The sequence below is a fragment of the Jejubacter calystegiae genome, assembly GCF_005671395.1.
Lineage (GTDB): Bacteria > Pseudomonadota > Gammaproteobacteria > Enterobacterales > Enterobacteriaceae > Jejubacter > Jejubacter calystegiae.
In genome coordinates, this window is record NZ_CP040428.1 from 4,070,205 (window position 1) to 4,082,929 (window position 12,725).

The 12,725-nt window shown below is 57.9% G+C and carries 13 protein-coding genes; 11 read left to right on the forward strand and 2 right to left on the reverse strand.

The window, feature by feature from the left end; genetic code table 11:
* Positions 1-81: 81 nt before the first annotated feature.
* The 11 genes from sapA (at position 82) to osmB (ending at position 11,521) form a co-directional block, all read left to right on the forward strand.
* On the forward strand, positions 82-1,722 hold the full coding sequence (sapA, locus tag FEM41_RS18835; protein WP_138099257.1) for an ABC transporter substrate-binding protein SapA: 1,641 nt from the start codon (positions 82-84) through the stop codon (positions 1,720-1,722).
* Positions 1,719-2,684 carry a putrescine export ABC transporter permease SapB gene (gene sapB, locus FEM41_RS18840; protein WP_138097718.1) on the forward strand — a complete coding sequence of 322 codons (966 nt, stop codon included), beginning with the start codon at positions 1,719-1,721 and terminating at the stop codon, positions 2,682-2,684. Before sapA ends, sapB begins: the two co-directional genes overlap by 4 nt.
* Positions 2,671-3,561 carry a putrescine export ABC transporter permease SapC gene (sapC, locus tag FEM41_RS18845; RefSeq protein ID WP_138097719.1) on the forward strand — a complete coding sequence of 297 codons (891 nt, stop codon included), beginning with the start codon at positions 2,671-2,673 and terminating at the stop codon, positions 3,559-3,561. The genes sapB and sapC overlap by 14 nt, the downstream gene beginning before the upstream one ends.
* On the forward strand, positions 3,561-4,553 hold the full coding sequence (gene sapD, locus FEM41_RS18850) for a putrescine export ABC transporter ATP-binding protein SapD (protein ID WP_138097720.1): 993 nt from the start codon (positions 3,561-3,563) through the stop codon (positions 4,551-4,553). The genes sapC and sapD overlap by 1 nt, the downstream gene beginning before the upstream one ends.
* 1 nt (position 4,554) lies before the next feature.
* Positions 4,555-5,361 carry a putrescine export ABC transporter ATP-binding protein SapF gene (gene sapF, locus FEM41_RS18855; RefSeq protein WP_138097721.1) on the forward strand — a complete coding sequence of 269 codons (807 nt, stop codon included), beginning with the start codon at positions 4,555-4,557 and terminating at the stop codon, positions 5,359-5,361.
* Positions 5,362-5,728: 367 nt separating this feature from the next.
* Positions 5,729-6,517, forward strand: coding sequence for an enoyl-ACP reductase FabI (fabI, locus tag FEM41_RS18860; protein ID WP_138097722.1), 789 nt, complete (start codon positions 5,729-5,731; stop codon positions 6,515-6,517).
* Between the two features lie 201 nt (positions 6,518-6,718).
* Entirely contained in the window at positions 6,719-7,846 is a 1,128-nt protein-coding gene (locus tag FEM41_RS18865) for a carboxymuconolactone decarboxylase family protein (RefSeq protein ID WP_138097723.1), read from the forward strand.
* A 78-nt stretch (positions 7,847-7,924) separates the two neighbouring features.
* Positions 7,925-9,859: an exoribonuclease II gene (locus tag FEM41_RS18870; protein ID WP_138097724.1), complete on the forward strand. Its 1,935-nt coding sequence runs from the start codon at positions 7,925-7,927 to the stop codon at positions 9,857-9,859.
* Between the two features lie 141 nt (positions 9,860-10,000).
* A complete protein-coding gene (yciZ, locus tag FEM41_RS18875) occupies positions 10,001-10,183 on the forward strand; it encodes a protein YciZ/DeoL (protein WP_138097725.1) in 183 nt (60 codons plus the stop codon).
* Positions 10,184-10,286: 103 nt separating this feature from the next.
* The gene (gene yciT / locus FEM41_RS18880; RefSeq protein ID WP_138097726.1) at positions 10,287-11,048 is read left to right on the forward strand and encodes a DNA-binding transcriptional regulator YciT; all 762 of its coding nucleotides are present in this window, start codon (positions 10,287-10,289) and stop codon (positions 11,046-11,048) included.
* Positions 11,049-11,305: 257 nt separating this feature from the next.
* Complete coding sequence (gene osmB / locus FEM41_RS18885; RefSeq protein WP_168198828.1) at positions 11,306-11,521, forward strand: osmotically-inducible lipoprotein OsmB; 216 nt, start codon at positions 11,306-11,308, stop codon at positions 11,519-11,521.
* 118 nt (positions 11,522-11,639) lie between these two features.
* Here osmB and yciH read toward each other — a convergent pair whose 3' ends face one another.
* Positions 11,640-11,966 (reverse strand): stress response translation initiation inhibitor YciH, encoded by a 327-nt coding sequence (yciH, locus tag FEM41_RS18890; RefSeq protein WP_138097727.1) that lies wholly within the window; start codon positions 11,964-11,966, stop codon positions 11,640-11,642.
* Positions 11,966-12,685, reverse strand: a complete 720-nt coding sequence (gene pyrF, locus FEM41_RS18895; protein WP_138097728.1) for an orotidine-5'-phosphate decarboxylase — start codon at positions 12,683-12,685, stop codon at positions 11,966-11,968. Before pyrF ends, yciH begins: the two co-directional genes overlap by 1 nt.
* Between the last annotated feature and the right edge of the window lie 40 nt (positions 12,686-12,725).

Here is a 12,725-nt window from a genome sequence, read left to right on the forward strand (position 1 = left end):
ACCAAACAACGCATCCGATTTTGGGAAGCCGGCCAGAGTGCTGTACACTTTGGGGATTAGCTAATGAAAACACAAAAACTTATGCGCGGAATTATTCCCCTTGTGTTACTGACGCTCGGCATTGCGGCCGGGGCGGCGCGTGCCGCACCGCCAGCCCAGAATGCCGATATTCGCGACAGCGGATTCGTCTGGTGCGTCAGCGGTCAGGTCAACACCTTTAACCCCCAGCAGGCCAGCGGTGGACTGACCGTAGATACCCTTGCCGCCCAGCTTTACGATCGGCTGCTGGATGTGGATCCCTATACCTATCGCCTGACGCCGGAGCTGGCGGAACGCTGGGAGGTGCTCGACAATGGCGCCACCTACCGTTTTCACCTGCGCCATAACGTTCAGTTCCAGAGTACCCCCTGGTTTAAGCCCACCCGGCCGCTCAACGCCGACGATGTGGTATTCAGCTTCCAGCGTATTTTTAACCGCAGCCATCCCTGGCACTATATTAATGGCGGCAACTATCCCTATTTCGACAGCCTGCAGTTTGCCGATACCGTGGAGAGCGTGCGCAGGCTGGGCAAATATACGGTCGAATTTCGCCTGAAGCAGCCGGACGCCTCCTTCCTGTGGCATCTGGCCACCCATTATGCGTCGGTGATGTCCTCGGAATACGCCGACAAGCTGGCGCAGGCCGACAGACAAGAGCAGTTTGATCGCCTGCCGGTCGGTACCGGCCCCTTCCAGCTCAGCGAATATCGCGCCGGTCAGTATATTCGCCTGGCGCGTCACCCCCACTACTGGCGTGGCGTACCCCGTATGCCTCAGGTGGTGATCGATCTGGGCTCCGGCGGTACCGGGCGACTGTCCAAGCTGTTGACCGGAGAGTGCGATGTGCTGGCCTGGCCCGCCGCCAGTCAGCTTTCCATTCTGCGCGACGACCCGCGCCTGCGTCTGTCGCTGCGTCCGGGCATGAACATCGCTTATCTGGCGTTTAACACCAATAAGCCGCCGCTGAACAATCCGAAGGTGCGCCACGCGCTGGCGCTGGCCATTAATAACCAGCGTCTGATGCAGTCCATCTATTACGGCACGGCCGAAACCGCTGCTTCTATCCTGCCGCGGGCCTCCTGGGCTTACGATAATGAAGCCGAGGTCACCGAATTTAATCCGGAAAAATCGCGCCAGCAGTTAAAAGCGCTGGGCATCGAAAATCTGCAACTCCAGCTGTGGGTGCCCACCAGCTCTCAGGCCTGGAATCCCAGCCCGCTGAAAACCGCCGAGCTGATTCAGGCCGACCTGGCCCACGTGGGGGTAAAAGTTAATATCGTGCCGGTGGAGGGCCGCTTCCAGGAGGCGCGTCTGATGGAGATGAATCACGATCTGACGCTCTCCGGCTGGGCCACCGACAGCAATGACCCGGACAGCTTTTTCCGTCCGATGCTGAGCTGTGCCGCCATTCGCTCCCAAACCAACTACGCCCACTGGTGCGATCCTCAGTTCGATCAACTGCTGCACCAGGGGCTGCGCTCGCAGCAACTGGCGTCGCGTATCGAGGCCTATGACAAGGCCCAGGCGCTGCTGGCCCGGGAGCTACCGGTGCTGCCGCTGGCCTCCTCCCTGCGCCTGCTGGCCTATCGCTATGACATTCAGGGACTGGTGCTCAGCCCCTTCGGTAGCGCCTCGTTTGCCGGTGTCTTCCGTGAACAACCTGGCGGAGTGAAAAAGCCATGATCATCTATACGCTTCGGCGTTTGCTGTTACTGCTGGTAACGCTGCTGCTGCTGAGCGTTGTGGGCTTTAGCCTGAGCTACTTTACGCCCCATGCGCCACTGCAGGGCGCGTCGCCCGGCAATGCCTGGACTTTCTGGTTTACCAGCCTGCTGCACTGGGATTTCGGCGTTTCCAGCATTAACGGCCAACTGATTAACCAACAGCTGCGCGAGGTCTTTCCGGCCACGCTGGAACTCTGTTTCTTCGCATTTAGCGTGGCGCTGCTGGTAGGGATCCCGATTGGAATGCTGGCGGGCGTGATGCGTGACAAGTGGCAGGATAAGCTGATTACCGCGCTGGCGCTGCTGGGATTTTCGATTCCAGTGTTCTGGCTGGCGCTGCTGCTCACGCTGTTTTTCTCCCTCACCCTGGGCTGGCTGCCGGTATCCGGACGTTTTGATCTACTCTATGAGGTAAAAGCCACCACCGGTTTCGCACTGATCGACGCCTGGCGTTCAGACTCCCCCTGGCGCCACGAAATGGTGGTCAGCGCCCTGCGCCATATGGTGCTGCCAGTGCTGACCCTGGCGGTGGCCCCCACCACCGAGGTGGTGCGACTGGTGCGTAACAGCACTATCGAGGTTCTGGAGCAGAACTATATTAAGGCCGCGGCTACCCGTGGCCTGTCACGCCTGACGATTTTGCGCCGCCACGTGCTGCACAACGCGCTGCCGCCGGTGATCCCGCGTCTGGGGCTTCAGTTTTCCACCATGCTGACCCTGGCGATGATTACCGAAATGGTATTTAGCTGGCCCGGCGTGGGCCGCTGGCTGATTATTGCTATCCGCCAGCAGGACTACGCCGCGATTTCCGCAGGCGTGATGACCATTGGCACCCTGGTGCTGGTGGTCAACGTGCTGTCCGATATCTTAAGCGCCATGGTTAATCCGCTGAAACATAAGGAATGGTATGCCCTACGATAGCGTCTATAGCGAGAAACGGCCGCCGGGCGCGCTGCGAACCTCGTGGCGCCAGTTCTACGGCGATACCAGCGCCATGGTCGGCCTGTATGGCTGCGGCGGTTTGCTGATCCTCTGCCTGTTCGGTACTCTGCTGGCCCCCTACGGCATTAATCAGCAATTTCTGGGTTACCAGCTGTTACCCCCTTCCTGGTCACGCTACGGGGATGTTTCCTTCTTCCTGGGGACCGACGATCTGGGACGCGATGTACTGAGCCGTCTGCTGAGCGGCGCACTGCCCACCGTCGGATCCGCCTTTGTGGTGACCCTGGCGGCGACCCTGTGCGGGCTGCTGCTCGGCATTTTTGCCGGGGCCACCCACGGCCTGCGCTCGGCGATTCTTAACCATATTCTGGATACCCTGCTCTCCATCCCCTCGCTGCTGCTGGCGATTGTGGTGGTGGCCTTTTCCGGCCCCAGCCTGGGCAACGCGATGTTCGCCGTCTGGCTGGCGATACTGCCACGTATGGTGCGCTCAGTGTATATCATGGTTCACGACGAGCTGGAAAAAGAGTACGTGGTGGCGACCCGGCTCGATGGCGCTTCCACCCTGAATATTCTCTGGTATTCGGTACTGCCCAATACCGCACCGCTGCTGGTCAGCGAAATCACCCGCGCCCTGTCGATGGCGATTCTCGACATCGCCGCGCTGGGTTTTCTCGACCTGGGCGCCCAGCTCCCTTCCGCCGAATGGGGCGCGATGCTGGGCGATGCCCTTGAGCTGGTCTATGTGGCCCCCTGGAGCGTGATGCTGCCTGGTGCTGCCATTATGATCAGCGTGCTGTTGGTTAATCTGCTCGGTGACGGCGTGCGTCGCGCTATCATCGCGGGAGTCGAGTAATGGCGTTATTGGATATTCGTAATCTGACCATTGAATTTCGCACCAGCGAAGGTTGGGTAAAGGCGGTGGACCGCGTCAGTATGACCCTGAACGAGGGGGAAATTCGCGGCCTGGTGGGAGAATCCGGTTCCGGGAAGAGCGTGATCGCCAAGGCGATTTGCGGCGTCACCAAAGATAACTGGCGGGTCACCGCCGACCGCCTGCGCTTTGACGATATCGATCTGATGCGTCTGACGCCGCGCCAGCGCCGCCGTCTGGTGGGGCATAACGTTTCGATGATTTTCCAGGAGCCTCAGTCCTGTCTGGATCCCTCCGAGCGCATCGGTCGTCAGCTGCTCCAGAGTATTCCCGGTTGGACCTGGAAAGGCCGCTGGTGGCAGCGTTTCGGCTGGCGTCGGCGCCGGGCTATCGAGCTGCTGCACCGGGTAGGGATTAAAGATCACCGCGATGCCATGCGTAGCTACCCCTATGAGCTGACCGAAGGCGAATGCCAGAAGGTGATGATCGCCATCGCGCTGGCCAATCAGCCGCGACTGCTGATTGCCGATGAGCCGACCAACGCTATGGAGCCCACCACTCAGGCCCAGATCTTCCGCCTGCTCAGCCGTCTGAATCAGGTCAACAACACCACGATTTTGCTGATCAGCCACGATCTGCAAATGCTGACTCAGTGGGCCAACCGTATCAACGTGATGTACTGCGGCCAGACGGTGGAAAGCGCCACCAGCGAAGAGCTGATTAGCACGCCGCATCACCCTTATACCCAGGCGCTGATTCGGGCAATTCCCGACTTCGGACGCGCTCTGCCCCATAAAAGCCGACTCAACACGCTGCCGGGCGCTATTCCACTGCTGGAGCATCTGCCCATTGGCTGTCGTCTGGGGCCTCGCTGCCCCTACGCCCAGCGCAAATGTATTGAAACTCCGCGCCTGCGCGGCGCCAGGAGCCACCTGTTTGCCTGCCATTTCCCGTTGAATATGGAGAGGGAGTGAGATGGTCGAAACCTTACTGGAAGTCCGGAATTTAAGTAAGACCTTCCGCTACCGCACTGGCCTGTTCCACCGCCAGACCGTTGAGGCGGTTAAACCGCTCAGCTTCACACTGCGCGAACGCCAGACCCTTGCCCTGATCGGCGAGAACGGCTCCGGAAAATCAACGCTGGCAAAAATGCTGGTCGGAATGATAGCGCCCACCAGCGGCGAGCTGTTGATTGACGATCATCCCCTGCACTATGGAGATTACGCCTTCCGCAGCCAACGGATCCGCATGATTTTTCAGGATCCCAGCACCTCGCTGAACCCGCGTCAGCGCATATCGCAGATCCTCGAACTGCCCCTGCGCCTGAGCAGCGAGCTGGAGCCGGAACAGCGGCGACGCCATATTATCGACACCCTGCGCCTGGTGGGATTGCTGCCGGATCACGCCAGTTACTATCCGCATATGCTGGCGCCGGGACAGAAGCAGCGTCTGGGGCTGGCCCGTGCGCTAATCCTGAACCCGAAGGTGCTGATTGCCGACGAGGCGCTGGCGTCGCTGGATATGTCGATGCGCTCTCAGTTGCTTAACCTGATGCTGGAGCTTCAGGAAAAGCAGGGGCTCTCCTACATCTATGTTACCCAGCATCTGGGCATGATGAAGCATATCAGCGATCAGGTGATGGTGATGCATCAGGGAGAGGTGGTAGAGCGTGGCAGTACGGCTGACGTACTGGCTTCGCCACTTAACGATCTCACCAAACGGCTGATTGCCGGGCATTTCGGCGAAGCGCTGACCGCCGACGCCTGGCGTAAAGATCGTTGATTACCTCACGAAGTTGATAAAAATCATTGCTCAAAACCGCTGGCCGAGGGTAATGTGCGTGCGCGCGGAACCTCGTTGCGCGCGTATATGCCTTCATTCCTCCAGGGGAGGGTCCGGAACAATACAAAACAACCCTTACCGGACAGACACCAGTTAATGATGATAGTTTATGGTGGCCCGGCTTCTGCCGGGTTCTTTTCCCCTCTTATCCCGCCCCTCCGACCACGTGGAAAAATATCGACACGGCCCCCATGCTGTGGGATATAATTCAAAATTGACTTTGAATGATTTACTTAGCTTTGGTCAGCGTCGAATCGTATAAGACGTATTTTAAGTAACTAAGTAACAACTATAAGGATTAACTGCTATGGGCTTTCTTGCCGGCAAACGTATTCTGATCACTGGTGTCGCCAGTAAACTTTCCATCGCCTACGGTATCGCACAGGCTATGCATCGCGAAGGGGCTGAACTGGCATTCACCTACCAGAATGAAAAGCTGAAAGGCCGTGTGGAAGAGTTTGCCGCCGCACTGGGCTCAAACCTGGTATTCGAATGCGATGTAGCGGAAGATGCCAGCATTGAAGCGCTGTTTACCGAAGTGGGTAAAGTCTGGCCGAAATTCGATGGTTTCGTACACTCCATCGGCTACGCCCCGGGCGATCAGCTGGATGGCGACTACGTTAACGCCGTCACCCGCGAAGGTTTCAAAATTGCTCATGACATTAGCGCCTACAGCTTCGTTGCCATGGCGAAAGCCTGCCGCGAAATGCTCAATCCGGGCTCTGCGCTGCTGACCCTCTCCTACCTGGGCGCCGAGCGTGCCATCCCTAACTACAACGTGATGGGTCTGGCTAAAGCGTCTCTGGAAGCGAACGTACGTTACATGGCCAATGCCATGGGTCCGGAAGGCGTGCGCGTTAACGCCGTTTCTGCCGGTCCGATCCGTACTCTGGCGGCTTCAGGTATCAAAGATTTCCGTAAGATGCTGGCCCACTGCGAAGCGGTTACCCCGATCCGTCGCACCGTCACCATCGAAGACGTAGGTAACAGCGCCGCGTTCCTGTGCTCCGATCTGGCGGCAGGTATCTCCGGCGAAGTGGTACACGTAGATGGCGGCTTCAGCATCGCCGCCATGAACGAACTGGAACTGAAATAAGTTTCACGCCGTTAACGGGCAGGCCTCAGGCCTGCCTTTTTTATCCCCCGAATCCCGTCAGCGACGGCTATATACCATTCTGATATTTATTATCACCCGCCATTCTTTCACTTCCCTTCTCGCTTACGTCAGGATAGCTCTGAACCCCGATCCGGCTCGCTCCCGGCCCCGGATGTATTCTTTAAGATCCAAGGAACGCTCATGGAACAGCGCCGCTTTTCCGGCAAAAGCCACTGGTATCATGAAACTCAGTCCAGTCTCTGTCCGGCGGACATCCTGCCGTTGGTTCCCGAGGCCGCCGGTGTGGCCGATCCCTTTTATCTCGATCTCCCTGAGGCTGACGAACCGTCGGCACCATGGCTTAACGCCGCCAGAGCCCTGGCCCACCAGCTACTGCCGGAAAGCCTGGAGACCAGCAGGCTGAATACCCTTAGCTGTTACGACCGCCTCAGTACCGCGCTTACGGTGGCCCAGGTCTATGGCGTCCAGCGCTTGTGTAATCACTATGCGGCCCGTCTGGCGCCGCAGCCCGGCCCCGATTCGTCGCGCGAAAGTAATCATCGCCTGACGCAAATTACCCAGTACGCCCGCCAGTTGGCGAGCCATCCGACGCTGATTGGCTCCCGGGCCCGTCAACAGCTTGTCGGAGTGGGGCTTTCCGATATCGATATTATCCATTTTCACCTGATTATCGGTTTCGTTGGTTTTCAGGCCCGGGCGGTGGCGGCAGCGCAGGCGCTGGCAGGCTTTGATGTCCGCTGGCTACCGGGGATGGAGATGCAGCAACCCGCCGCCGCGGAGCATTTCAGCCACACCGGCGACGGCTGGCGCAGTGAACTGTGCCGCAATGCGCCGGGAACGCTTTCCGAACGTCTGGAGCCACAGCAGCTACCTCTGCGTCTGCGCCCTCTGGCTCCGCTGTTTATCCAGGATAACCGCTCACAGGCGGATCTGCTCACCCTCAGCCGTCACTTTGATGCCGGAACGCCAGAGAAGCTGCTCTGCACCCTGTTGAGTGCGCGTATCAACGGCAGCGTTATCTGCTTTAATGCTGCCGCCCGTCGCTGGGTCATGGACAAAACCCTGCCAGACGCGATGCGCAACGGCGAGCGCGCCCTTCAGGCCTGGGGGCATAATCATCCGCGAGAAAGCGCCATCATTCAGGCGCTGCAATTATTGATTCGCGCGCCAGGAAACTTTGGTCACGGCGCCATTCAGCCATTACGCACCCAGGGCATTTCCGATGCCGACATCAACCATCTGCTGCTCTGCTGTGCCCTGTGTGGCTGGTTTGACCGCATGATGGTAGGTCTGGGCGAGTGGGAATAAGCAGAAACAGCGCTTGCTGCGCGGGGCGGATTCGCGTAAAACTGTCAGCCGCTCTTTAGGCCACGAAAACTCAGAGATATGTTTCAGGATAACCCGCTGCTAGCGCAGCTTAAACAGCAACTTCATTCTCAGACGCCGCGCGCTGAAGGCGTGGTAAAAGGTACGGAAAAGGGATTTGGCTTCCTCGAAGTTGACGCCAATAAAAGCTACTTTATCCCGCCGCCGCAGATGAAAAAAGTGATGCACGGTGACCGAATCAGAGCTGTGATTCATGAGGATAAGGGTCGCGAAAGCGCCGAGCCGGAAGAGCTTATCGAGCCATTCCTGACGCGTTTTGTTGGCCGGGTTCAGAAGAAAGATGACCGCTACGCTATCGTACCGGATCATCCGCTACTCAAAGATGCTATCCCCTGCCGTCCTGAACGTGGTCTGAAGCATGAATTTAAAGAGGGTGACTGGGCCGTTGCAGAAATGCGCCGTCATCCCCTCAAAGGCGATCGCAGCTTCTACGCTGAACTGACTCGTTATATCACCTGGGGCGACGATCACTACGCCCCCTGGTGGGTGACGCTGGCGCGCCATAATCTGGAGAAAGAGGCGCCGGACGGCGTCGCTACCGAAATGCTGGACGAAGGGCTGACCCGTGAAGATCTGACCGAACTACCGTTCGTCACTATCGACAGCGCCAGCACCGAGGATATGGACGATGCGCTCTATGCTGAGCAGGACGATCGGGGCGACCTGCACCTGACCGTCGCCATTGCCGATCCTACCGCGTGGATCGCACCGGGTAGCCGACTGGATAAGATCGCCCGCGAACGCGCCTTTACCAACTATCTGCCGGGATTCAATATCCCGATGCTGCCGCGCGAGCTTTCTGACGATCTTTGCTCTCTGCGCCCTGATGAAACGCGTCCGGTACTGGCCTGCCGCATGAGTATTGGCGCCGATGGCGCTATCGGTAGCGATATTCACTTCTTTGCCGCCACTATTCAGTCCCGCGCCAAACTGGTCTATGACGAAGTTTCTGACTGGCTGGAGCAGAAAGGCTACTGGCAGCCTCAGGACGACATTATCGCCCGGCAGATTACCCTACTGCATCGCATCTGCCAACTGCGCGGGGAATGGCGCCATAACCACGCGCTGGTCTTTAAGGATCGCCCTGATTACCGCTTTGTTCTCGACGAAAACGGCTATGTACTGGATATCGTCGCCGAGCCGCGTCGTATCGCTAACCGTATCGTGGAAGAGTCGATGATTGCCGCCAACGTCTGCGCCGCTACCGTGCTGCGCGATCGTCTGGGCTTTGGTATCTACAACGTCCATACCGGTTTTGACCCGGCTAATACCGAACAGCTGGCGACTATGCTGAAAAGCCACGGCATGCACGTGGACGCCAACGAGGTACAGACCCTGGAAGGCTTCTGCAAACTGCGTCGCGAGCTGGATGCCCAACCCACCGGCTTCCTGGACAGCCGTATTCGCCGCTATCAGTCCTTTGCTGAAATCAGCACCGAGCCAGGCCCGCATTTTGGTCTGGGTCTGGAAGCTTACGCCACCTGGACATCACCGATTCGTAAGTATGGCGATATGATCAACCATCGCCTGCTTAAGGCCATCGTCAAAGGTGAAAGCGCTGAACGTCCGCAGGATGAGGTCACCGTACAGATGGGTGAACGTCGTCGTCTTGGCCGTATGGCAGAGCGTGATGTCGGCGACTGGCTCTACTCGCGTTTCCTGCAGGATAAAGCCGGTACCGATACTCGCTTTAGCGCTGAAATTATCGATATCAGCCGCGGCGGTATGCGCGTACGTCTGGTAGATAACGGCGCCGTCGCCTTTATTCCGGCCCCCTTCCTGCACGCCGTGCGCGATGAACTGGTATGCAGCCAGGAAAATGGCACCGTACAGATTAAAGGCGAAACCGTCTATAAGGTCACTGACGTTATCGATGTCACCATCGCCGAAGTCCGTATGGAAACCCGCAGTATTATTGCTCGCCCGGCGAGCTAACCCGCCTCAGGGCGCGAGCCTTGCGTCGCGCCCTGCTCCCGCTTTACGCCCCATAGCGATAAGATGTTCCTGTACGATGCTGGCGCCCGCTGCGTTTTTTCTGCATCATAGCGCTATCGACCCCACAAAGAGCTGAAGCCGATGTCAACACTCGATCCTCGTAGCGTCGCCCGCCGCATTGATACCGTGCTGGATATTCTGGTGGGCGGAGATACCGTTTCCGCCATTCGCAATCTGGAAATTCTCAGAGAGGAGCTGCTGACCAAAGTCCGGGAAAGCGGCGAAGATGAGCGCCCTGCGCAAAAATCCCCCTGGGAGATCTGATCTTCCTTCCCGACGCCCTGATGGGCGTCGCTCTTCCCGCCAGGCGTGCTACTATGGCGATTAATTAGCATAATTATTCATTTTCCTCTGTTAACGGACCAGCATGAACGCCAGACAGCAGCAAATTTTACAGATGGTAGTCGAACGTGGCCGAATGAATGTTTCGGATCTGTCCAGAATCACCGGCGTGTCGGAAGTGACCATCCGCCAGGACCTCAATCTGCTGGAAAAGCAGAACTATCTGCGTCGCGCCCACGGCTATGCCATGCCGCTGGAAAGCGATGACGTGGAAACCCGTATGATGAATAACTTCCCGGTCAAACAGCGCCTGGCGGAGTACGCCGCTTCGCTGGTGAAAGACGGTGAGACGATATTTATTGAGAACGGCAGCAGCAACGCCCTGCTGGCACGCGCACTGGGCCATAATCGCCGTCTGACGCTTATCACCGCCAGTAGCCATATTGCCTGGCTACTGCGCGAGAGCGAATGCGAAGTCATTCTGGTGGGCGGCAGTTATCAGAAGAAAAGCGAAACCATGGTCGGCCCACTGGCCCGCGCCTTTATCCGCCAGATCAATTTCACCAAAGCCTTTATCGGCATTGATGGCTGGCAGCCGGACACCGGTTTTACCGGTAAGGATATGCTACGCAGCGATCTGGTCAGCGCCGTGCTGGATAAAGAAAGCGAAACTATCGTCCTGAGCGACAGCTCCAAGTTCAGCGTCACCTGGCCCTGGCCCCTGGACGCTCAGCACAAGTTCCGTAGGGTCATTACCGATAATGCCCTCGATCGCCGGACGGTACAGCAACTGGAAGAGAGCGGGCTGAAGGTCGATCTGGTCGACTGTCGGGATGGAGCGTCATAATTTCGCTGTCAGACAGGGGAAAACGGGCAAAGTTTGCGATCGTATCGCGTAGCACCATGAATTAAGAATTTTTACCTGTTTTAATATTCAGTCGCATTTAAAATAGAACCTAGCGATATAACAGGGAGTGATAATCACCCCAGTGATTTTCGTCATGTATCGCAACGTCGTTTCACGGTTTGTCTTCAGTACAGGGAATATCCCCTATACTTAAAGGGAGGCATTTTCCCGTGAATATTAATTCAGGAGAAAGCATTATGTCGTTAAATAACAAAAAAATCGCTGCCGCCGTTCTGGCCGTTACCCTGGCAATGTCTCTGAGTGCCTGTGGCCACTGGTCAAAACGCGATCGTAACACTGCTATCGGCGCTGGCGCCGGTGCAATTGGTGGTTCTGTCCTGACTGACGGCAGTACCCTGGGTACCCTGGGCGGCGCAGCGGTAGGTGGCATCATCGGTCACCAGATCGACTAAGGTTCTGAGACCGCCAAAAGCGCACCAGCGCTTTGATGTACGACAACAGCGTTGCGAACAGGTCTGACGACAAATTTTAATTGCGGGCCGTGGTTTCGATACCACGGCCCGCTGCTTTTCAGCCGCCGGCCAGTTTAACCTTCATGCCTTTGGCTTCCAGCAGCGTTTTGATCAGCTCGCGCTTATCACCCTGAATCTCGATGACTCCATCTTTGAGCGAGCCGCCGCAGCCGCACTTCTTCTTAAGCTCCGCCGCCAGTCGCGCCAGTTCTGCATCGTCGCCATCCACGCCTGTGATCAGGCAAACGCCCTTCCCTTTGCGGCCGCTGGTCTGACGCTGAATACGCACGATGCCGTCGCCTTTCGGCCGTTCGACGACCGGTTTAGACTCTTTGATGCGCCCGGTCTCCGAAGACCAGACCAGGCGGCTGTTGTTATCGTTCATTATGCCTCCTTCAGCGACTGACGGATGGCCTGCAGCGTGGCCTCCGGATCCGCCGACTGAGTAATGGGCCGACCGATGACCATATAGTCTACGCCCGCCTGCTGTGCCTCTACGGGCGTCATAATACGGCGCTGATCGCCAGCCGCGCTTCCTGCGGGGCGAATGCCCGGCGTCACCAGCTTAAAATCTGCGCCCAGCGCTGACTTAAAACGTACCGCTTCCTGAGCCGAACACACCACCCCATCCAACCCGCAGTCGCGAGTCAGGCGCGCCAGACGCTCCGCATGATCGGCCGGAGACAGGGTAATTCCAATATCGGCCAGATCGCTGGCCTCCATGCTGGTCAGCACCGTTACGGCAATCAACATGGGCGCATCATTACCGAAAGGCACCAGCGCCTCTCTGGCCGCCGTCATCATCCGCGCGCCGCCGCTGGCATGTACATTCACCATCCATACCCCAAGCTCTGCCGCGGCCGCCACAGCGCGCGCAGTGGTGTTGGGAATATCGTGGAATTTAAGGTCCAGAAAAACGTCGAAGCCACGCTGCTGCAGGTCGCTGACCAGTTGGGAGCCGAACAACGTAAACATCTCTTTGCCCACTTTCAGGCGGCAGTCACGGGGATCGATACGGTCGACGAACGCCAGCGCGCTGTCGCGACTATCATAATCCAGCGCAACAACAATGGGAGAATCTGTAACGGTTTCGGCAGGCTTCATGGCTGTTCCTTCTCTCTGTGGGGCACGCGCGGCGCACTGA

Excerpts from the sequence above, each read along its gene's own strand:
- FEM41_RS18865 (WP_138097723.1), top strand. The coding sequence starts at position 6,719 with ATGGAACAGCGCCGCTTTTCCGGCAAAAGCCACTGGTATCATGAAACT.
- sapC (WP_138097719.1), top strand. The coding sequence starts at position 2,671 with ATGCCCTACGATAGCGTCTATAGCGAGAAACGGCCGCCGGGCGCGCTG.
- sapA (WP_138099257.1), top strand. The coding sequence starts at position 82 with ATGCGCGGAATTATTCCCCTTGTGTTACTGACGCTCGGCATTGCGGCC.
- FEM41_RS18870 (WP_138097724.1), top strand. The coding sequence starts at position 7,925 with ATGTTTCAGGATAACCCGCTGCTAGCGCAGCTTAAACAGCAACTTCAT.
- sapB (WP_138097718.1), top strand. The coding sequence starts at position 1,719 with ATGATCATCTATACGCTTCGGCGTTTGCTGTTACTGCTGGTAACGCTG.
- osmB (WP_168198828.1), top strand. The coding sequence starts at position 11,306 with ATGTCGTTAAATAACAAAAAAATCGCTGCCGCCGTTCTGGCCGTTACC.
- yciT (WP_138097726.1), top strand. The coding sequence starts at position 10,287 with ATGAACGCCAGACAGCAGCAAATTTTACAGATGGTAGTCGAACGTGGC.
- sapD (WP_138097720.1), top strand. The coding sequence starts at position 3,561 with ATGGCGTTATTGGATATTCGTAATCTGACCATTGAATTTCGCACCAGC.
- fabI (WP_138097722.1), top strand. The coding sequence starts at position 5,729 with ATGGGCTTTCTTGCCGGCAAACGTATTCTGATCACTGGTGTCGCCAGT.
- yciH (WP_138097727.1), bottom strand. The coding sequence starts at position 11,966 with ATGAACGATAACAACAGCCGCCTGGTCTGGTCTTCGGAGACCGGGCGC.
- pyrF (WP_138097728.1), bottom strand. The coding sequence starts at position 12,685 with ATGAAGCCTGCCGAAACCGTTACAGATTCTCCCATTGTTGTTGCGCTG.
- yciZ (WP_138097725.1), top strand. The coding sequence starts at position 10,001 with ATGTCAACACTCGATCCTCGTAGCGTCGCCCGCCGCATTGATACCGTG.
- sapF (WP_138097721.1), top strand. The coding sequence starts at position 4,555 with ATGGTCGAAACCTTACTGGAAGTCCGGAATTTAAGTAAGACCTTCCGC.